Genomic DNA, 21241 nt, shown 5'->3' on the forward strand with positions numbered 1-21241 from the left:
CTCAGCCCATGCTAAGTCCCTTCGGCAGTGGCCGCTTTCATGGTATTCACCACTTTATTGCGCTCTGAAATCACAATCAGTAATCGTTGCAATCCGATGAAAGCGAATAACAAAATACCAATAATGATTTTGGTCCACCATGAACTCAGTGTACCGTCAAAGGTGATATACGTCTGAATCAGCCCTTGAATCAATACCCCGAACAGCGAACCGAAGACCGTGCCGACGCCACCGGACAGGAGTGTCCCCCCGATGACAACCGCAGCAATCGCATCCAGCTCAACCCCGACCGCAGCCAGCGGATAACCCGCGGAGGTGTAGATCGCAAACACAATCCCCGCCGTGGTTGCCAATAGTGTCGAGAGCATGTAAATACCGATGGTGGTTTGCTTCACCGCCACGCCCATTAATCCAGCAGAGACCGCATTCCCGCCAATGGCATAGACATTGTTACCAAAACGAGTGCGATGAGCGACCAAGATACCGATAATGACGACGGCCAGCATGATAACGGCCAGCAAACTCAGACGTCCGCCACCGGCAATTTTCCACATACTGCGGGAAAGTTCGCGGAAAAATGGATGGGTAATCGGCAACGATTGTTCTGAAATCAGAAAGCTGGTTCCTCGTAAGAAGAACATCCCGGCAAGGGTAATGATGAACGGCGGGATTTTTAACGTATGGATTAACCACCCCATCCCGGCACCAAATGCACCGCCCATGATAAGGACGATCACCATGGCCAATTGTGGTGCGACCTGCCAGTCACCAATCATTTTCGCCAGAAACACCCCGGTAAATGCAATCACGGCACCTACGGATAAATCAATTCCGCCGGAAAGAATGACAAAGGTCATTCCGACTGCGACAATCCCCAAGAAGGCATTGTCTGTCAGGATGTTACAAATCACCCGAGTCGATGCAAAAGCCGGAAATTCAACCAAACAGATCAGATAACCGATGATAAACACCAGAATCGTAATCACGAGGGGTAAATTACGCTTTATCATTTTGGCGTCCTCCTTTCAGCAGTTGCACCACAGCGGGGGATTGCATGACCAGAACCAATAGCACCACAATCGCTTTCACGATTTGATTCCATTGTGGTTGATAGCCTGAAAGCAGAATCCCGGTGTTCACTCCCTGAATGATCAGCGCGCCAACCAGAGCAATAAAGAGGTTAAAACGTCCACCGGCAAGAGAGGTTCCCCCGATCACCACGGCGAGAATCGCGTCCATTTCTAACCACAGCCCTGCATTATTGGCATCTGCGCCACGGATATCGGCAGCCACAATCATTCCGGCAACCGCCGCGGTAATCCCGCTGATGACATAAGTGGAGATCACGACCGTTGGTGCGTTAATCCCGGCATTTTTTGCCGCCCGGATATTGATGCCCACCGATTCGATAAACAGTCCTAATGCGGTTTTCTTCGTTAGCAGCCAGATCGCCACTGCGACCACTATCGTGATCACAACCGGTGTCGGTAAATACAGAAAAGAACCACTTCCAATCCAGGCTAATGTTTCATTATTAAAGGTCACGATCTGTCCTTCGGTGATCAACTGAGCAATACCGCGCCCGGCAACCATCAGAATCAGAGTGGCGACGATCGGTTGAATTTTGAAAACGGCAACCAGAAAGCCGTTCCACAAACCACATAAAGCTCCGGCCAGCAATGACACAAGAATAATCACAGCAATCGGATAGCCTTGAGTTGCCAGACTGGCAAAGGTTGCCCCACTGATCGCCATCACCGCACCCACGGATAAATCGATCCCGCCGGTGGCAATCACCAATGTCATGCCAATGGTTAATAGTGCCACCGGGGAGCAACGGTTGAGGATATCGATCACACTGCCGAATAGTCTGCCGTCTTGTATATTGATAGAAAAGAAGTTGTCTGCGGCTAAGCTATTGATGAGTAGCACACAGATAAGCGCTGCAATTTGCGGTGTGCCTTTGGGTAACTTCTGTTTCCAGTCCGAGCTGAAATGTGCCCGTAAACTTGATGTATCCATAACGCGCCTCACATAGCAATCGCTTGCATGATGTTGGGGACAGACAGATTTTCCGCTGGAATTTCTGCCACCTGTTTTCGATCTCTGAGCACAATCACGCGATCCGCGTAACCAACCAGTTCTTCCAGTTCGGAAGAGATGACCAGTAAGCCCAGCCCGTTGGCACACAAGGATTCAATCAGACGAATGATTTCTGCGTGAGCACCGACATCGATCCCCCGGGTGGGTTCATCGAGAATCAGGAACTTCGGTTTGGTTAATAACCATCTCGCGAGCAGCACTTTTTGCTGATTACCTCCCGATAAGAATTCGATCGGTTGTTCCATACTCGGGGTTTTGATCGACAGTTGATTGATAAAGCGTTGTGAGGCCTCTTCTTGCTCTGTCCGGGACAGGGGACGGAACCAGCCTCGCTGGGCCTGAAGTGCCAGAATAATATTTTCACGCACGGATGCCGATGCAATAATGCCGTCGGTTTTACGGTCTTCGGGGCAGAAACCGAGCCCTAAAGAAGAGGCCTGTCGGGCCGAACGGATTTTGACTGGCTTACTTTTAATATAACTTTCACCACTGTCGTTGGGTTCTATACCGAAAATGACTTGTGCCGTCTCGGTCCTGCCGGAGCCGAGCAGACCGGCTAAGCCGACGATTTCTCCGGGATAGATATCCAGATCAAATGGGTTAATGGTGCCTTTTTTACCAAACCGGACAAACTGCGCGATAGGCGTATCACTGAGGCGGGTTTTGCCGACTCTTGCCAGTGCATTGTCTTCGAGTTCACGACCGAGCATCATTTTGATTAACTCAATCCGGGGGAGTTTGGCCGTTTCCTCTGTACCGACCAGTTCACCATTACGCAGTACGGTAATGCGGTCGCTCACCGCATAGACCTGATCTAAAAAGTGGGTAATAAAGACCAGACTAATGCCTTGATCGCGTAGGTCGCGCATGATGTTGTACAGCATCTCCACTTCATTGCTGTCCAGACTGGCGGTCGGCTCGTCAAGGATCAGAATTTTAGCGGACAGTGACACGGCTCTGGCAATGGCGATGACCTGTTGAATCGCGACAGAAAAATGATTGAGCGGTTGTGTAACATCGATATTGAGATTGTATTGTTTGACAATTTCTCGAGCCTTGGTCTGCATGGTTTTACGATCCACTAACCCAAATCGTTTGGGCTCATGACCAATAAACAGATTATCCATGATGGACATATTCGGCAGCAGATTGACCTCTTGATAAACGGTCCCGATCCCTAGTGCCTGTGCATCGGCGGTGCTCTGCGGATTGATTGGCGTTCCCTCTAACAGGATCTCACCGCGGTCGCGCTGATAAACACCGGTCAGCGACTTAATTAATGTGGACTTTCCTGCACCGTTTTCGCCAAGCAATGCCATGATTTCACCCTTTCTCAGCATAAAATCAACGTTATTGAGGGCGCGTACTCCGGGAAAATATTTACAAATTCCTTTGGCATGTAAAACGATGTCATTATGATTTTCCAATGACATAATCACTCCAGTTCTGGCTGACGTTCATCCCGCTTCGCCTGTCGGGTCAGCGGGATTATGGCGGCGTTATTCCCTTTCGGTATCACTGACCGTCCGGTTAATAACCCATGTCTTTTTTCAGCTCCAGTTGTGCTGGTGCATCGGCAGGTTCAAAGAATTTTGACTCAGTTTGAATATGTTTAGGAGGAATCGTCCCGTCTTTTTTATAGGCGATGAGCGCGTCAAAGGCTGGACCCGCCATATTCGGTGTCAGTTCAACAGAAGCGTTGGCTTCACCCGCCATCATGGCTTTGAAAATATCAGGCACACCATCGATAGAGACGATCAGAATATCACTGCCGGGTTTGAGACCGGCTTCTTTGATGGCCTGAATCGCACCGATTGCCATGTCATCGTTATGGGCGTAAACCGCACAGATATTTTTTCCGTTCGCTTCTGCTTTGATAAAGCTTTCCATGACTTCTTTGCCTTTACTGCGCGTAAAGTCACCGGATTGAGTGCGGATGATCTTCACGTTAGACACTTTACTGATCGCGTTGGCGAAGCCGGCTTTACGGTCTAACGCAACACTGGCGCCAACCGTTCCTTGTAATTCGACCACATTACATTTTTTACCGTGCACTTTATTGATCAGCCAGTTTCCGGCCACTTCCCCTTCATGGACACTGTCGGCAGCAACAGATGTCATATACAGGGAGTTATCATCAACGGTTATACCACGGTCTAACAAAAATACCGGGATATCATAGTCACGAGCTTCTTCCAGTACCGGCTCCCAGCCAGTCTGGACGACCGGTGCGATAAAAATTGCATCGACGCCTTGGGCAATAAAAGAACGAACGGCTTTGATTTGGTTTTCCTGCTTCTGCTGTGCATCAGAAATCTTAAGATTAATCCCTCGTTTTTCTGCTTCCGTTTTTGCCACACTGGTTTCGGCGGCACGCCAGCCAGATTCGGAACCAATTTGTGAAAAGCCAACCGTGAGTGTTTTTGCAAATAAACTTCCGGATAGCAAGATGCTACTGATCGCTGTCGCGATTGCGATTTGTTTTAACATAGGATTCCCTTTTTGTTTCACGTTACTTTTGTTGTTGTAATCAAAATAGTTATGGAACCAGTTCAGGTGCCACAAATATAGTAATGAGCAATAATTGAGCGATGCGAGAGCTTAATCACAAATAGATTTCGGTAGCATAATTGTCCATGTATACAGCATCTAATGGGCTATATTGAGCGCGTCGATCACGTCAAATGAGGGAATTACAGAGGGATTAACTGAAATTTGTTATAATACTAATTTCATATGATGATTGTTTGCTCAGAAGACCGATATTACACGCTCTGGAGTCGAAACCACTGATGTGTGGGGATGTGAGCAACATTCAAACCCAATGAATGTCAACTCGGCCCCCATCATACCGCATCCCATATATTTTATTCTTCTATTGGGTTTCAATCGTTCAAACCATCGCATATTTATGTGAAGTCATCTGGGGATAAAGCTGAACACTCGCCAGTGTAATTGCATATAGGAGGTAATTAACCTATACGTTATTTATTGGTGATATAGATACTTAGTAATCTAGATACTTGGCTATATACAACATGGTTGTATATGTAATTTATATAAATACGTTTGCCCCGTATGATACTTAAGGATGACTGATGCAGCCGATAAAATTGCTTGTGACTTGGATGGAAGATGTCTCATTAAAGCGCATACTACAAATGCTCACTTTATTTTTTGTCTTGGTTATCATCGGATTGGTCTCTTACACTGTTCTCGCGCTTAAACAGCAACAAAATGATAGCTTAGTGGTCAACATTGCTGGCCGTGAGCGTATGTTGTCACAAAAAATGACCAAGGAATTTTTCTTAGCGTTAGAGCAGGCCAGCCTGACCGGCAAAGCGCCTGACTTGTCGATCATGAATGCCACGCAAGAGCTGTTTGAAGTCTCGTTGGAAGCCTTGAATAAAGGCGGTAAGACCTATTTGGACTTGACCATGAAGCAACCGGTCACCCTCCCGCCGGCACCGGAAAATATCTCTCAGCAACTCAATAAAGTGATGGCCCTGTGGCGTGAACAGCAACAGATGATGGGGGGGATCTCGACTCACATTGCCCCGGATGCCCTGCAAGAGATTAATCAGAAGAGTCTGGAAATACTCAAAAATATGAATGCTGCGGTGAGCTTGTTTGCTGAGGCATCGGAGCAGAAAATCTTAGTCATGGAACGCAACCAAGTCATTGCGGCCATCGTTGCGATTCTGTTATCCGTTATGGTCAGTGCTGTGGTGTCCCGGAGCATTCTGAGATCGATCCGCCAGGCTCTCAAAACGACGGACAGGATCTCGTCCGGCAATTTGGTGGGTGAAGGGTATCAAGTCTTTCGGAAGAATGAACTGGGCTTATTGGCAAAAAATATCGAACAAATGAGAGCTTCTCTGCATGATGTCATCAATATGGTCAAGCGGAACAGCCGGCAGATGGCTCATTCGGCCCAGCAAGTGGCGGATGTCTCCACAGAGATATCCAATGGCAGTCAAGCACAGCGTGAGAATTCATCTGAGGTGGGCAACGCGATCAACTCGTTGCTGGAAACCTCTCATGTGGTGAGTGACACCATTGAGCGGACATCGCAAATCTCACAAGATACCCTGACGATAGCGCAGGAAGGGATTATTTATGTCAATGAAAGTATTGAGGAACTCAAAAAAGCGGTTGTGTCTGTCAATCAAGCTTCGGATCAAATGGAAGCCCTGAAAAACTTCACTGCGCAAATTAATGAAATCACGGAATCGATTCACAACATTGCAGAGCAAACGAACCTGTTAGCTTTAAATGCAGCGATTGAAGCTGCCCGGGCCGGAGATCAAGGCCGGGGATTTGCGGTGGTTGCCGATGAAGTGAGGAATCTGGCCGGGAGAACATCCAGTTCCAGTCGTGATATTTCAGACTTGATCAGTCAGTTAACAGACAAGGTCGAGAGCTCGGTAGCTTCGATGCAATCGGTGGTTTCTGCGGTGTATCAATCGCAGCAGACTTCTGAAAAAACGGTGGCGGCATTTACTTCGATGTCAGATGGCATCAGTGAAACCACCCAAAGTACCGATACCATCCATGAATATAATCAGCAGCAAACCCAGAATTTGTCTTATTTGGATGAGAAACTCAAAGACCTGTTTGTGGTGTTAACCGAGAGTTCAGATAAAGCGGGAACCACCTCAATGGTTGCAGGGGATCTCTATGAAATTTCAGAGCAACTCGATCAACAGATCAGCGGATTTAAAACACATGTCAGTGAATCGGTTGTAAAACAGGAGGGGGAACAGCGAAACTCACCACGTGCAGGGAATAAAATGCGGGTGAAACTATCGCAGGGACAACGAGTGATTGAAGGTATCACCAGCGATATTAGTATGGACGGGATTAAAGTTCGGACGACATCCGAATTGGATAGTAAAGGCGTCGTTACACTCCAGTTTCATTTGCCTGAGCAGTTGAAACATACGGGCCCGAACCCATTGGTGGTGAAGGCGAATGTGGTACATACCAAACAGCAGCAGCAGGATAATTACGACTATGGTTTGAAATTCACGGGCATTTCTGAACAGCAAAGTTCTGGGCTGAAACTGATTTTTAAACATTTCAATGAGTCTTATCGTTATCAGTAAATCGTTGCCAGTGAACCGTTACCCGTGAACTGTTACCCGTGAACAAAGCGGCAGGAAAGGATGGATGATCATGTTGCAGGGAGAAGCGCTGAGCAGACACAATCCCCGGTTCTAAAATCAAATAAGCGCCTCAGACAAGCGAGTCAGAGGCGCAATCGTCAGAATATTATTTCTCGTTCCAACGCTCTAAAGATGCTTTTTTCCATGCCCCATAACTGGCATTTGGTAAAACAAACCAGTCGACACCCAGATGGGCTTTATTCTTTTCAACTAAGTTGCGGTTATAGCCAGTGTCTTGCTTGTTTTTAAACTCAGCCGCGAAATCTGGCAAACTGTCGCCCAGTAACATGACAATTTTGTGCTGGGCTGCGATGGACTGACGACGTTGTTCCTTGGTTTTTCCATAAAGCAGGACATGACTTTTTTCTGCCTGTGGCAGTCCTAACGCTTTGAGGGTTTTGATGGTATAAGATTTGTTTTCATTAAAACGGTCAGATACGTAGTAAATATTCAGCCCCAGTTTGTTGGCCTGATCGATAAAAGCTTTGGCCCCCGGGATGAGCGCCGGATGACCTTTGATCTCCCAGTCAGACCAAGTATCCCAAGTCGTATAATCGACACAGTTTTCCATATCACGAACCAGCAAAGGGGTATTGTCGAGGACGGTTTCATCGAGATCGAGCACCACCGCGAGTTTTTGAGGCTTTTGAGCGCTCTGCTTCAAGATAGTCTGCAGACGTTCGGTCGCTAAATGATAGGTTTGTAGCTGAATTGCTTTGATTTCAGCAGATTGTTGTTGGTAGCGTAACGCCATTTCATAACTTTTTGGCTGACAGATGTCACCGGCCCAAGATAAACCTGACACTGTCATCAGTGCCACGGATAAGATCGCTTTGGTTTTCACTGTTTTTCCTTTTGATGTCTAATTATTTTTTGATGTTTAACCGCCGATATTTTATGCACAGGTGCCACTTGTAAGTCAATCTGATTATTTTAATTAATTAAAAATCATGAAGTTAAAATAATAGAATAAATAAATTCATATTACTTCATATTTTTGTAATCATTAGGGGTCATCATGATTGGTTCTCATCCGCTCGGAGACGTGTGAAATCCGGGATGGCTGATCCGCCGGCAAATGCAGCGAGCCCACCGGTGTGTGATGCACCGGTGGGCTCGTGTCGCTTCAACGTATGTTTTGTCGGTGATGATCTACATGGTCACGAACTCTTCCGAGCCGGTCGGGTGAATCGCCACAACCGCATCGAAGTCGGCTTTGGTTGCGCCCATCTTCATCGCCACAGCGAAGCCCTGAATCATTTCATCGACCGTAAAGCCAATCCCATGCAGGCCGACCACTTTTTCATCCGGACCGACGCAAACCAGCTTCATCCGGCATGGCTGACGGTGTTGAGTGACGGCGGTATACATGGCAGTAAAACTTGACTGGTAGACTTTGACGTTGTCTTCACCAAACTTGGCTACCGCTTCCGGCTCAGTCAGACCAATCGTACCGATTGGCGGATGGCTAAAGACCACTGTCGGGACCAGATTGTAGTCCATTTTTGCATCGGGCTTGTGGTTAAACAGCCGTTCGGACAACTGACGTCCGGCCTTAACCGCAACAGGCGTGAGCTCGATACCGCCTGCCATGATATCACCGACACAATAAATACCGGCGATATTGGTTTGTTGATACTCGTCTACTTTGATATAGCCTTTCTCATCTGTTTCCACCCCGGTGGCTGCCAGATTGATCGCATCGGTTGCCGGATGACGACCAATCGCCCAGATGACTTGATCAACATTTTGCTGCTTACCATTGTCCAGATGTAGCGTCAGACTGCCGTCTGCTTCTTTGACAATGGATTTCGGCACGGAGTGGGTATGCAGTGTCGGACCTTCTGCGGCCATCACTTCCATCAGGGTTTCAATGACCATCGGATCAAAGCTACGTAGCGGAGACTGCTTCCGGCAGAATAGATGGGTTTCGGTTCCTAATGCATGAAGCACACCGGCAATTTCAACTGCAATGTAGCCAGCCCCGATAACGGCAACGCGTTTAGGCTGTTCCTGTAAATCAAAAAAGCCATTGGAATCAATACCGTATTCTGCGCCCGGAATTGCCGGGATCGTCGGACGACCACCGACGGCAATCAGAATATGGTCAGCCGTGTAATGTTCACCATTGACTTCGACCGTCTTGGCATCGACAAATTTGGCGAATCCACGAATGACTTCGACTTTGTTATTGCCCAGTACCCGGTCATAAGACTGGTGGATCCGGCCGATATAAGCCTGACGACTTTCTACTAGTTTTGACCAGTCAAAACCATTTAACTGAGCATCGAAGCCGTAGTCTTTGGCGTACAGATGAATCGCTTCTGCAATCTGAGCGCCATGCCACATCACCTTTTTCGGCACACAGCCGACGTTGACACAAGTCCCCCCCAAATCTTTGGCTTCAATCAGTGCGACTTTTGCGCCATATCTTGCTGCACGGTTAGCTGACGCGATACCGCCACTGCCACCACCGATACAGATATAATCAAAATGTGTTGCCATTACTTTCTCCGTTATTCTAAATCTGTCTATCTCTTGAGGCATCCCGACCGGGAGACAACGTATTCCTATTCGGGGACAATCCACTGGAGGGTTGTGTGTCCGGTTTTCGGTGCGATTACCGATTGCAGATACGGTAAAATCTCTTGCATCTGAGTTTCCAGTGTCCAAGGGGGATTAATCACAATCATGCCGGATGCGGTCATGCCCCTTTCGGTGTTGTCTGGCGCAACGCCCAGTTCAATTTGTAGTATTTTTCGAATCCCCAAGGATTCTAGTCCTGCCAGCATATCATCTATATTGGCCCGGTAAACCACCGGATACCAAATCGCATAGATCCCGGTAGCCCAGCGTTTATAGCTTTGAGCAATTGCTTTGACGACATCCTGATATTCATGTGCCAGTTCATAAGGCGGATCAATCAGCACCAGTCCACGACGTTCTTTCGGCGGCAGGCTGGCTTTGAGGCAGCGAAAACCGTCATCTTTATAGAGACTGACTTGCGCATCGGCTGCAAACTCTTGCTGAAGCAGCGGATAATCACTGGGATGTAGCTCGGTGAGAACCATGCGATCTTGCGCTCTTAAATGTGCTTTGGCGACCCGGGGGGAGCCGGGATAGTAACGCAGCGTAGCGGATGAATTGAGTGTCCGAATTGCTGCCAGATAATTTTCCAGTGCCTGAGGCCGATCCGATTGTTGCCAGAGTCGCGCAATCCCCTGTTTGTACTCACCGGTTTTTTCTGACCATTCGTGGGTTAAATCGTACCGTCCGGCACCCGAATGGGTGTCGTGGTAGACGAAGGGTTTCTCTTTCTTTTGCAGCGCAGTCAGAATCAGGCTTTGTACCGTATGTTTGAGTACATCGGCATGATTGCCTGCATGGAAACTGTGGCGGTAACTTAACAAAGTGTGCTCTCCGAACCGGATGTGGATAAATACAGAATAGTTGCGATTATACGTGAAGATAGGATCATTGTGATGATCTGTTGCTATTGAAAATCGTAGAATCTACCTATATTTACTATTTGTAATGTCTATTGGCTTTCAGATGCCGTTTCAGTGAGAATCATCTGTCTGTGTGCCTGATGCTTTCAAAATAAAAGGAATCGTTTATGTCGAACCCTCTGCTTACCTTTACGGACTTGCCGCCGTTTTCTCAGATTAAACCTGAACATGTCAAACCGGCGATCGAACAGGCGATTGAAAATTGTCGGACTAAAATCGAAGCCGTGCTTGAAGGGAATACTCAGCCAAGCTGGGATAACCTGATCGCACCGATTGAAGAGGTGGATGATCATTTAAGCCGGATCTGGTCACCGGTCAGTCACATGAATTCGGTGGTCAACAGTGAAGCCTTGCGGGAAGCGTATGAAAGTTGTCTGCCGCTGTTGTCTGAATATGGTACTTGGGTCGGCCAGCACAAAGGGTTGTTTGAAGCGTATCAGAAAATTCGCGCCAGCGACGCTTATCAATCCCTGTCTCAGGCCCAGCAAAAAACGATTCGCGATGCCTTAAGAGATTTTGAACTGTCTGGCATTGGCCTGCCGCTGGCTGAGCAAAAACGCTACGGCGAAATCAGCAAGCGAATGTCTGAATTAGGCTCAAAATTCTCCAATAATGTTCTCGATGCCACCATGGGGTGGACCAAACATATTACCGATGAAAGCGAATTGTCCGGCTTACCAGAGAGTGCGCTGGCGGCCGCGAAAGCTGCGGCTGAAGAAAAAGGGAAAGATGGTTATCTGCTGACCTTAGAAATGCCATCTTATTTACCGGTAATGACATACTGTGATAATCAGGCATTGCGTCAGGAAATGTATGAAGCGTATGTCACCCGCGCCTCTGATCGCGGGCCGAATGCCGGTCAGTGGGATAACAGCGATATCATTGCCGAGCAGCTTAAACTTCGCCATGAAATCGCTCAGATGCTCGGTTTCCATTCCTTCAGTGAAAAATCACTGGCAACCAAAATGGCTGAGTCACCGGAGCAGGTATTAACGTTCCTCAATGACTTGGCGAAACGGGCCAAACCGCAGGGAGAGAAAGAGGTTCAGGCACTGCGTGATTTTGCTCAAGCACACTTCGGTGTTAATGAACTGGCTCTGTGGGATATTGCCTATTTCAGCGAAAAGCAGAAACAGCATCTGTTCCAGATTTCGGATGAAGAGCTGCGCCCTTATTTCCCTGAGTCTAAAGTCGTCAACGGTTTATTTGAAGTGCTCAACCGTGTGTTTGGGATGCAAGTCCAGGAGCGGGAAGGCGTTGATACTTGGCATGAATCGGTACGTTTCTTCGAAATCTTCGACCAAAATCAGCAGTTGCGCGGTAGTTTTTATCTGGATCTGTATGCCCGGGAGCACAAACGGGGTGGCGCATGGATGGATGATTGCCGCGGACGCCGGCTCACGCTATCGGGTGAGTTGCAGTCACCGGTCGCTTACCTGACCTGTAACTTCAATAAACCGGTGGGTGGCAAGCCAGCCCTGTTTACCCATGATGAAGTGGTGACCTTGTTCCACGAGTTCGGTCACGGTATCCATCATATGCTGACGCAGGTTGATGTCGGTGCTGTTTCGGGGATCAATGGTGTGCCGTGGGATGCGGTCGAATTACCGAGTCAGTTCCTGGAAAACTGGTGCTGGGAAGAAGAAGCCCTCGCGTTCATTTCTGGTCACTATGAAACCGGAGAGCCGCTCCCGAAAGCGATGTTGGAGAAAATGCTGGCAGCGAAAAACTTCCAGTCCGCGATGTTTATTCTGCGTCAGCTGGAGTTCGGATTGTTTGATTTCACCTTGCATACCAACTATGACCCAGAAATCGGCCCGCGTGTACTGGAGACGTTAGCTGAAGTCAAAGCCAAAGTTGCGGTGTTGCCAAGTCTGGAGTGGAACCGTTTTTCACACAGCTTCAGTCATATTTTTGCCGGGGGATACAGTGCGGGTTATTACAGCTATCTCTGGGCAGAATTACTCTCGTCCGATGCGTTCTCCCGCTTCGAAGAAGAAGGGATTTTCAATCCGGAAACCGGACAGCGGTTCCTGAAAAACATTCTGGAAATGGGAGGAAGTGAAGAGCCGATGGCGCTGTTCAAGCGCTTCCGCGGTCGTGAGCCACAGATTGATGCACTGCTGCGTCATTGTGGGATTGCCGCTTAAATTTTAATGTTTATACCTTGATGTAAAAAAAGCCCTGTGATTTTCACAGGGCTTTTATGATCCGCGCTAAACCCATATGGGGTTTGTCTCAACCAATAAGCGGTGACTCTCTCACTGCTTGTCGCAATTAAGCGCGTGGTGAAACGGTAACTGTTGCACCGGTACTTGAATAATTAATGCTCACATCATAAGCCTTCCCATTACTATCAGTCGCGGTCACCGTTTCAAAGGTGCCTTCCAGATGTTTGGATGACAGGATGGTATAGGTTGTGGCGGTTGTGAGTGTCGGTATATCCAAGGCCAGCTGGTTTGACGTTCCGGTCAGGTAAATACCATTGGATGCATTCAGACGGGCATTATTGTTCAAATCAAGCTCTAGCTTGCCAGAGGCCTGTACGAAGTCAGAGACATTCAGCGTGCCCTGATGACGATCTGAAGCACCGGCTTTGATTGAAACACCCACAGTTCCACCTTGTTGATATAAGGTATTCGATCCAAATGCCGTGGCAGATTTTCCGACCAAAAAGCCGCCATTGACAAGGGTGCCGCCGCGATAGGTATTATGACCTTCCAGATATAACGCGCCGGTACCTGATTTGGTCAGACGGCCTGCACCTGAAATATCGTTCCACCAGTGATCTTCGGCATTAAATCCGCCTTTCGCATTATCCATGAAGACTGTTGTATTGACCTCGAAAGCGCCGTAACCGTCAGCCGCATCAACCAGATTCAGGCGTCCCCATCCGCGAGATTTATTAATCACCGGATAGTTTGAATCGATTTCTGTGCTGGCCAGCACGGCACGACGCTGATTGCTATCCAGATAAGGGAAGCGGGTTGCCAGTAAGGCTTCTGCACCTTTTGGCACTTCAGGGTCGAGTTTCGGCTCGTTGAGAGGGCTGAAACCGTAGGTCATATAAGCTTTGTAGCGCGCTTTCATTGCGGCGTGATCGGCATACCGATCCGTTTTACTACATGGATTTTCTGCGTCAGTTGTACAGTGGGCGTAGTCATAAATATTATCATAACCCGCTGCTGTTGCTTTGGCCGTAAAATAGCTATTGGCCTGATTGTAAGCGTTGCTGGCTACCGTGGCATTATTCGGGTCAGTCAATGTCGCCGCTGTAATTGCCGTGGCCATAATGCGTCCACCGATCACATCTAACGGGGAATGCATTCCCGCTACAATTCGGTTTTGTCCAAGATCACCGGCACGGGCTACCATTTCAGCAAACCGCTCCGGAATTGCGTAAGCGTAGCCTAAGCCACGGTCAAAGGCTTCAGCCGTATGGCCACTCGGGAAAGCACCGTCTTTTGCCCGGCTGGAAAAGGTCTCGCTTGCCAGCGGAGAAGCATTGAAATCATAACCTTCGCTGTAGCCGCCGCCACTTTTGGCACGGTAGGTGGTCCGGGCCGCACAAATCAGGCCGCGCATCGGTGTCACAATTGGATTGGCCGGACGTTCGTAGTATTTATCTGTATCCGTTGTCCCGTCAGGATTGAGACAGGTAACGCGATCTAATTTAGTTAAATCATTGATTTGACTGTAAATCGATGCGGACGGATCGTTAAATGACGCCACATCATAGTCATCTTTGCTAATGCGCCACGGACGAGGAGAGGCAAAATGATATTTTGGCGCTTGGCTGGATGCTCCGTGGGAAGCGATTGCATTGAGTAAATCCACCACATTACTGAGTTCTGTCGCATTACCGCCGTCAGTGGTGGTACCGTATCCGGTTTGTATATGACTGGCAATTTTTTCATTCAGGCTTTTGTTATAAGTGGCTGAAGTCACATCGACAGTGGTCACATTGTTGCTGTTATCGGTGAGGGTTACATCGTTGTTGCTGTCTGTGCCATAAGAGGAGTGAGAATTCGCACCGGAGCGATAATCTTCCGTCAGTGGGCCTAAACCATCGTTGAGGCTGAAACCTTTATCCCGCTGGTCATCCAGATAGGCGAAGACCATCGCCGCTTTGTTATTGCGGTCAACGTCTGGTTTTGACTGGCCGGGACGCGTCAGGGTGGTGACATAATCAAAGTTTTCTTTCCAGATGTTCATATTACGGATGACATCATTGGAAAAGTTGAACGGAATCGCCAGTGTCGTACTGGTTGAACCCCCTCCCGAGACACCACTGTTGCCGTTGACGGCGTTCAGCGTATCGGAACCGTTACTGGCCCAGGTATCATCACCGGCATACCAGATATCATTAAACCCATTCAGGATTTGAATGATCGGGTTTGAATTCGGGTCAAGAGCGACCGTATTGTTTGAGTCGTTGGTGGTGGGGATATCACCATCAACCACCGCAATATTTGTTCCGGTCAATACCGGTTCTTTGATGAGCAGAGTGCCCGGTTTTCCGGTGGGGATACCCGGATTGGTAAACGCTGTATTATCGCCGTGATTACAGGCGGCTAAAGCCATGGTGATGACGGATAAGGCCAGACATCGGGTATGTACTTTATGACTCGTCATGGGAAGTTTCCTTACTTTCAATTGAACAATTTATTCAGGCAGCACGAACCCCCACAACCGTAAAATATTGTGTCAGCAAAAAGGGGGGACGCGTTTTCTCCAAATCAATAACACGGTAAATGTTTTCATTTTGGATTCAGCAAATTAGCACCGGTATATGAATCAATTGTGACGGTTACATGATGTATTGATTTAAGTATCAGTAACATGGGAAACCAGCATGATCGTACAAAGATCACAAAGACAGGCGAGCATTTGATAGCCATTTATGGTTATAATCGTCACCCATGTATAAATAGCCAGTGATGTCACCATGATGGATCCCTCTCTCTTAATCGACGGTTTAAACGATAAACAGCGGGAAGCTGTTGCAGCCCCTTTGCAAAATCTGTTAGTGCTGGCCGGTGCCGGGAGTGGTAAAACCCGGGTCTTGGTCCATCGGATCGCTTGGTTGATGACCGTTGAAGGTGCTTCACCGTTTTCGATTATGTCGGTGACATTTACTAATAAGGCGGCTGCGGAGATGCGTGGTCGGATTGAATCGTTAATGATGGGCAGTGCATCGGGGATGTGGAACGGGACTTTCCACGGCATTTGCCACCGTATTTTGCGTGCCCATTACCTTGACGCCAGGTTACCGGAAGATTTTCAGATTATCGATTCTGAAGATCAGCTGCGTTTAATGCGCCGACTGATCAAAGCGCAGAATCTGGATGAAAAACAGTGGCCGGCCCGTCAGGTGTGCTGGTGGATTAACGGCAAGAAAGATGAGGGCGTTCGGCCGCAGCACATCGATACCTATCATGATCCGGTAACCACGACTTACCTGCGATTATATCAAGCCTATCAGGAAGCCTGTGACCGTGCCGGTCTGGTCGACTTTGCCGAAATTCTACTCAGAACGCAGGAGTTACTGCGAGAGAATCAGTTTATCCGTGAACATTATCAGGCTCGGTTTAAACATATTCTGGTGGATGAATTTCAGGATACCAACAATATTCAGTACGCCTGGCTGCGATTGATGGCCGGCCCGGATTGTCATGTGATGATTGTCGGTGATGATGACCAGTCGATTTATGGCTGGCGAGGGGCCAAGGTTGAAAATATTGAGAAGTTTGCGCAGGAGTTTCCTGCGGTCAAAACGATCCGGCTTGAACAGAATTACCGTTCCACTCAGACCATTCTCGAAGCTGCGAATACGCTGATCGCCAATAACACCGAACGGATGGGGAAAAACCTGTGGACCGAAGGGCAGAAGGGGGAATCGATTTCGGTCTACTCCGCATATAACGAGCTGGATGAAGCCCGTTTTGTGGTCAACAAGATCAAAGTCTGGCAGGACGAAGGCGGTGCGTTGCAGGATACCGCGTTGCTCTACCGGAACAATGCCCAGTCCCGGGTGCTGGAAGAAGCCTTAATTCAGGCCGGTCTGCCTTACCGAATTTACGGTGGGATGCGATTCTTCGAACGGCAAGAAATTAAAGATGCGTTGTGTTATTTACGGTTGATGTCAAACCGCAACGATGACGCTGCGTTTGAACGGGTGGTCAATACCCCGACGCGAGGTCTCGGTGATAAGACGCTGGAAACCGTCCGTTTCGCCGCCCGCGAGCGCGGTTGTACGATGTGGCAGGCCAGTGTTCAGCTATTAGAAGAAAACGTGCTGGTGGGGCGCGCCGGTGGGGCGATGAGCCGTTTTGTCGAACTCATCAACGCGCTGGAAGATGATACCGTTGAAATGCCGCTGCATCGTCAGACCGACCATGTGATTAAAGCCTCTGGTTTGTATGCCATGTATGAACAAGAAAAAGGTGAGAAGTCAAAAGCCCGTTTGGAAAACTTAGAGGAGCTGGTGACTGCGACGCGTCAATTTGAAAAGCCGGAAGAAGCTGAAGAAATGACCATGCTGACCGCATTTCTGACCCATGCGGCATTAGAATCCGGTGAAGGGCAGGCCGATGAATTTGATGACGCCGTCCAACTGATGACGTTGCACAGCGCCAAAGGTCTCGAGTTTCCGCTGGTGTTTATGGTTGGGGTGGAAGAAGGGATGTTTCCGAGTCTGATGTCGGCAGAAGAAGCCGGCAGGCTGGAAGAAGAACGCCGTCTCTGCTACGTCGGCATGACCCGGGCCATGAAAAAGCTCTACATTACCTATGCGGAAATGCGGCGTCTGTACGGGCAGGATAAATATCACAAACCGTCCCGTTTCATTCGTGAACTGCCGGAAGGGTGCCTTGATGAAGTGCGGATGAAAGCACAAGTCAGCCGTCCGACCAGTACCGGCCGATTTAGTCAGAAAGTGGTTAAAGAGAGCTTCAATGAAACCGGGTTTAATCTGGGGAGCCGGGTCAGACATCCGAAATTTGGTGAAGGCACCATTATTAATTTTGAAGGGGCCGGGCCGCAAAGTCGGGTTCAGGTTGCCTTTAATGGTGAAGGCATAAAATGGCTGGTGACGGCCTATGCAAAACTGGAAGCTTTATAATTGCTCTCTGATAAGGATAACCGTTGATGCAACAGCTTCGTGACCTGCAAGGCCTTGGTCCAAAATCCGAACAGATGTTAGTCGCCGCCGGGATAGCATCGGTCGCCAGCCTGCGTGAGTTAGGTGCGGTGGCCGCGTATATCCGAGTTTGCCGGCATGCTCAGGTCAACCCCAGTCTCAACCTGCTTTATGCGTTGGTCGGTGCGCTGGAAGGCGAACACTGGCTGACCATTGCCAAGCAACAAAAAGCAGATCTGATTATGCAGTTGGAAGGCTTTGAGCAGTTAGAAAAATTCTTTGCAGAAGCCGGTGAACCGCTTCATTTGTAAGATGTTGTTATCTAACATTTGAATAGGATAACGGTTTAGTTTTGTTTCATGAAGTGATTGTCAATGCATTCGATACCAACCCAAATAACGTTCTTTGAATTTCTGACGCCTTTTGTGGCTGCGGGGCTGAAAACGATCACGATCCGAGATCGTTCTGAGAGTCATTATGTGGTTGGTTCCCAAGTCGAGGTGTTGACTCTGGAAACCCAGCAAAAGGTATGCGACATTGAAATTATTGCCGTTGAGCCGCTTCGGTTTGATGAGATCAACCAATTCCACGCCCGGCAGGAACATCTGCCATTACCGCAACTGAAAACCTTGATACGAGACGTCTACCCAGAGACGGATGAGCTATTTATGATTACATTTAAGCGGTTGTAATTTTAACGAATCTTGTATTATCCCCCCTCATTCTCAGCTGCGCAGTATGCGTGAGTCGATTGTTTTTTATCCGTTTTCTCTCTTGGAAGTGATTTGTCTTGACCCCATGTCTAAAAACGGAGGGGGGCCGAAGCCGCTTGCTATGCCCGGGGAAACCGCACTTCCCGGGAGGAAAAATATTCTCTATTGATAATCAGTTACCCAAACCACCGCAGCGAGTGATATTCACGATCGACTTGTCTCAGCGCTTGAGAGAGCGGGTGTTGCATTAGCGGAGGGCAAGAGAAGCGGGGGAGTGCAAGAAACGGGGAGTGTAAGAAACGACACATAAGAAAAACCCCGGGAGCGATGCCCACCGGGGTTCTGTTCTTTGCTTGCAGCCATCCTGCTACGATCAGTGCGTCCTGCATCTAATCCCTGATCAGTCTGCTGAATCCTTCAGCCGATCCTTTCATCGCCTTCCTAGCGGTGTCCTGAACTTCCTGTCTGCTAACCATCCTGTTAGCACTGTCATCCCTGAACGGTTCCCTGACATCATCCTGATGTGCTTTACCCTTCCTGAGTATGTCCATCGTCATCCCTGTTCGTGACCATCCTGTCAACGAATCAATTCCTTTCGATGTCCTTGTGCCAACTCCCTGCTGACAAGTTATATACTACGTTGCTGTATGAGTTCGGCAATCTTTTGAGGTCACAGAATCTGAATGAATGGCTGATTGATAACTGTACATATATATATTATTCAATTAGTTATGATGTTTTTTGTGAAAATGTCGCCAGTCTGAATCTCTATTGGCTCACTCATTTGTAAGAGATCTCTTACAATCGAGAGAGCCAAATAGCTATGATACTGGTTACATTTTATTCGCCAATCGCAACACCTTCCCGGCGTGGATCCGCTGCTCCTTCAAGACCGTCTTTGGTCAGACGAATGGCATGAAGCCCGGAGTTCAGTGCTTGGATATTGACGTGATAGCCCATCTTTTCCAGCGCGGGTTTGAGCTGTTCTGCTCGGGTGCCTTGTTCAAGATCGATCGGTCCGAATCGATCCACAATATGAGGCATATTCAACGCTTGTTGGATATCTTGTCCCCAAGTCAGATGTGCGATCAAAGCCTGAGCGACGTAGCCGATGATGCGGCTGCCGCCCGGAGATCCAATTGCCAGATAAGGCTGCCCATCTTTCAACACAATCGTCGGTGCCATCGAAGAGCGAGGGCGTTTGCCGGGTTCGACGCGGTTGGCGACAGGGGCATCTCCGTCATGTGATTTGAACGAAAAATCGGTCAGCTCATTGTTGAGCAAAAATCCCCGGACCATCAGACGGGAACCAAACCCATTTTCAATCGTGGTTGTCATTGATACGACATTGCCTTCCCGGTCAACGATATTGAAATGACTGGTACAAGGCAGTTCGATGGCCTGATCGGTACCGAGTTGCATGGCATGTTGCCATGGCGGGCTTCCGGCAGAAATGTCGGTCAGTGGTTTCCCCGGCTGAATCAGTTTCGCCCGTTGAGCAAGATAGTCCTGATCAACCAATCCCTGAGTCGGCATCGGTACAAAGTCTTCATCGGCCATGAACTTCCCTCGATCAGCAAAGGCTAACTGTGAAGCATCGGCGAGTACCTGCCATGATTTTTCACTATTGGCCCCCCATTTTTTCAGATCAAAGTGTTGTGCGATAGAGAGAATCTGTCCGACAGTGAGAGCCCCTGAACTGGGCGGCCCCATGCCGCAGATATCGTAACCCTGATAGTCGGCACACACCGGCTGACGTTCTTTGATGGTATAGTTGTCAAAGTCTGTTTGTGACAGCACACCGGGATTACCGGGGGCGTTGCGAACGGTGGCAACAATATCTTCAGCGATCTTGCCGTGATAAAAGGCATCTGCTCCATCGTTAGCGATCAGCGTCAGTGTTTGGGCATATTGCGGATTTTTGAGCAGCGTCCCGGCGGGTTTCGGATTCCCTTGGGCGTCAAAAAAGTAGTGGCGTGTACCTGAATAACGGCTCAGGCGTTGGGTATCATCGGCAATTTGTTTGGCGAGGCGCGGACTAATGCGAAAGCCTTGTTTCGCTTGTTCTATCGCCGGTTCAAAGAGTTTTTTCCAAGGGAGTTTGCCGTATTTCTGATGCGTTTCCCAAAGCAGTTTGACCGTGCCGGGAGTGCCGACAGAACGACCACCGACGACGGCATCGTAAAACTTAAGTGGCTGTCCCTGCTGATCCAGAAAGAGTTCAGGGGTTGCCTGTACGGGGGCCGTTTCTCGGGCATCAAATGTGGTGAGATGCTGCTTTTTCTGATCCCAGTACACCATGAATGCTCCCCCGCCGATGCCTGACGATTGGGGTTCGACTAAACCGAGCACCAGTTGCACAGCGACCATCGCATCAATCGCATTGCCCCCCTGTCGAAGGATATCTGCGCCGGCTTTGGCTGCGAGTGGATTTGCCGCTGTGACCATCCACTGTTTGGCATGCGTCAGTGTCTTGACATCATGGCCGGTGTTGATTTCGGGGGCGACGGAATCGGCAACTTGTGCCGCGTGAATGTTCAGGGTGGTGAACAACCCTGAGAGTATGAGTAATGTTTTTATTTTCACCGGTGAACCTCCATGTTGCAT

General features: G+C 48.7%; 14 protein-coding genes. 5 read left to right on the forward strand and 9 right to left on the reverse strand.

All coding sequences use genetic code 11. The features are described from left to right. Window positions 1-11: 11 nt before the first annotated feature. The 4 genes from yjfF to ytfQ all read right to left on the reverse strand — a co-directional run bounded on the left by yjfF (window position 12) and on the right by ytfQ (window position 4593). Window positions 12-1010, reverse strand: a complete 999-nt coding sequence (yjfF, locus tag OCV37_RS00390; protein WP_038181133.1) for a galactofuranose ABC transporter, permease protein YjfF — start codon at window positions 1008-1010, stop codon at window positions 12-14. Further along, window positions 997-2022: a galactofuranose ABC transporter, ATP-binding protein YtfT gene (gene ytfT / locus OCV37_RS00395; RefSeq protein ID WP_038181129.1), complete on the reverse strand. Its 1026-nt coding sequence runs from the start codon at window positions 2020-2022 to the stop codon at window positions 997-999. Before ytfT ends, yjfF begins: the two co-directional genes overlap by 14 nt. Before the next feature lie 8 nt (window positions 2023-2030). Then, window positions 2031-3536, reverse strand: a complete 1506-nt coding sequence (gene ytfR / locus OCV37_RS00400) for a galactofuranose ABC transporter, ATP-binding protein YtfR (RefSeq protein ID WP_038181126.1) — start codon at window positions 3534-3536, stop codon at window positions 2031-2033. A gap of 97 nt (window positions 3537-3633) precedes the next feature. After that, complete coding sequence (ytfQ, locus tag OCV37_RS00405; protein WP_038181122.1) at window positions 3634-4593, reverse strand: galactofuranose ABC transporter, galactofuranose-binding protein YtfQ; 960 nt, start codon at window positions 4591-4593, stop codon at window positions 3634-3636. A gap of 608 nt (window positions 4594-5201) precedes the next feature. Between ytfQ and OCV37_RS00410 the strand changes: the two genes are divergently transcribed. Then, entirely contained in the window at window positions 5202-7211 is a 2010-nt protein-coding gene (locus OCV37_RS00410) for a methyl-accepting chemotaxis protein (RefSeq protein ID WP_038181118.1), read from the forward strand. Between the two features lie 166 nt (window positions 7212-7377). Here OCV37_RS00410 and OCV37_RS00415 read toward each other — a convergent pair whose 3' ends face one another. The 3 genes from OCV37_RS00415 to OCV37_RS00425 all read right to left on the reverse strand — a co-directional run bounded on the left by OCV37_RS00415 (window position 7378) and on the right by OCV37_RS00425 (window position 10681). Then, complete coding sequence (locus OCV37_RS00415; protein WP_038181115.1) at window positions 7378-8115, reverse strand: 5'-nucleotidase, lipoprotein e(P4) family; 738 nt, start codon at window positions 8113-8115, stop codon at window positions 7378-7380. Between the two features lie 308 nt (window positions 8116-8423). Next, window positions 8424-9776, reverse strand: a complete 1353-nt coding sequence (gorA, locus tag OCV37_RS00420) for a glutathione-disulfide reductase (protein WP_038181112.1) — start codon at window positions 9774-9776, stop codon at window positions 8424-8426. Window positions 9777-9841: 65 nt separating this feature from the next. Next, the gene (locus OCV37_RS00425; RefSeq protein WP_038181107.1) at window positions 9842-10681 is read right to left on the reverse strand and encodes a 23S rRNA (adenine(2030)-N(6))-methyltransferase RlmJ; all 840 of its coding nucleotides are present in this window, start codon (window positions 10679-10681) and stop codon (window positions 9842-9844) included. A 206-nt stretch (window positions 10682-10887) separates the two neighbouring features. Here OCV37_RS00425 and prlC point away from each other — a divergent pair, with 206 nt between their 5' ends. Next, the gene (gene prlC, locus OCV37_RS00430; protein WP_038181106.1) at window positions 10888-12930 is read left to right on the forward strand and encodes an oligopeptidase A; all 2043 of its coding nucleotides are present in this window, start codon (window positions 10888-10890) and stop codon (window positions 12928-12930) included. A gap of 127 nt (window positions 12931-13057) precedes the next feature. On the opposite strand, the gene OCV37_RS00435 is transcribed toward prlC, so the two are convergent. Next, entirely contained in the window at window positions 13058-15415 is a 2358-nt protein-coding gene (locus tag OCV37_RS00435; protein WP_051680534.1) for a phosphatase PAP2 family protein, read from the reverse strand. Between the two features lie 313 nt (window positions 15416-15728). Between OCV37_RS00435 and uvrD the strand changes: the two genes are divergently transcribed. The 3 genes from uvrD (at window position 15729) to yqfB (ending at window position 18613) form a co-directional block, all read left to right on the forward strand. Then, window positions 15729-17903 carry a DNA helicase II gene (gene uvrD / locus OCV37_RS00440; protein ID WP_038181104.1) on the forward strand — a complete coding sequence of 725 codons (2175 nt, stop codon included), beginning with the start codon at window positions 15729-15731 and terminating at the stop codon, window positions 17901-17903. A gap of 26 nt (window positions 17904-17929) precedes the next feature. Beyond that, window positions 17930-18232: a TfoX/Sxy family protein gene (locus OCV37_RS00445; protein ID WP_038181102.1), complete on the forward strand. Its 303-nt coding sequence runs from the start codon at window positions 17930-17932 to the stop codon at window positions 18230-18232. Between the two features lie 63 nt (window positions 18233-18295). Beyond that, window positions 18296-18613, forward strand: coding sequence for a N(4)-acetylcytidine aminohydrolase (gene yqfB, locus OCV37_RS00450; protein WP_038181101.1), 318 nt, complete (start codon window positions 18296-18298; stop codon window positions 18611-18613). Window positions 18614-19474: 861 nt separating this feature from the next. On the opposite strand, the gene ggt is transcribed toward yqfB, so the two are convergent. After that, window positions 19475-21241: a gamma-glutamyltransferase gene (gene ggt / locus OCV37_RS00455; protein WP_038181163.1), complete on the reverse strand. Its 1767-nt coding sequence runs from the start codon at window positions 21239-21241 to the stop codon at window positions 19475-19477.

It is taken from the genome of Vibrio rhizosphaerae (assembly GCF_024347095.1).
GTDB lineage: Bacteria > Pseudomonadota > Gammaproteobacteria > Enterobacterales > Vibrionaceae > Vibrio > Vibrio rhizosphaerae.

Coding starts and splice junctions, on each gene's coding strand:
- ggt (WP_038181163.1), bottom strand. CDS start 21,241: ATGCAACATGGAGGTTCACCGGTGAAAATAAAAACATTACTCATACTC.
- ytfQ (WP_038181122.1), bottom strand. CDS start 4,593: ATGTTAAAACAAATCGCAATCGCGACAGCGATCAGTAGCATCTTGCTA.
- yqfB (WP_038181101.1), top strand. CDS start 18,296: ATGCATTCGATACCAACCCAAATAACGTTCTTTGAATTTCTGACGCCT.
- ytfT (WP_038181129.1), bottom strand. CDS start 2,022: ATGGATACATCAAGTTTACGGGCACATTTCAGCTCGGACTGGAAACAG.
- prlC (WP_038181106.1), top strand. CDS start 10,888: ATGTCGAACCCTCTGCTTACCTTTACGGACTTGCCGCCGTTTTCTCAG.
- yjfF (WP_038181133.1), bottom strand. CDS start 1,010: ATGATAAAGCGTAATTTACCCCTCGTGATTACGATTCTGGTGTTTATC.
- OCV37_RS00410 (WP_038181118.1), top strand. CDS start 5,202: ATGCAGCCGATAAAATTGCTTGTGACTTGGATGGAAGATGTCTCATTA.
- OCV37_RS00445 (WP_038181102.1), top strand. CDS start 17,930: ATGCAACAGCTTCGTGACCTGCAAGGCCTTGGTCCAAAATCCGAACAG.
- uvrD (WP_038181104.1), top strand. CDS start 15,729: ATGATGGATCCCTCTCTCTTAATCGACGGTTTAAACGATAAACAGCGG.
- ytfR (WP_038181126.1), bottom strand. CDS start 3,536: ATGTCATTGGAAAATCATAATGACATCGTTTTACATGCCAAAGGAATT.
- OCV37_RS00435 (WP_051680534.1), bottom strand. CDS start 15,415: ATGACGAGTCATAAAGTACATACCCGATGTCTGGCCTTATCCGTCATC.
- gorA (WP_038181112.1), bottom strand. CDS start 9,776: ATGGCAACACATTTTGATTATATCTGTATCGGTGGTGGCAGTGGCGGT.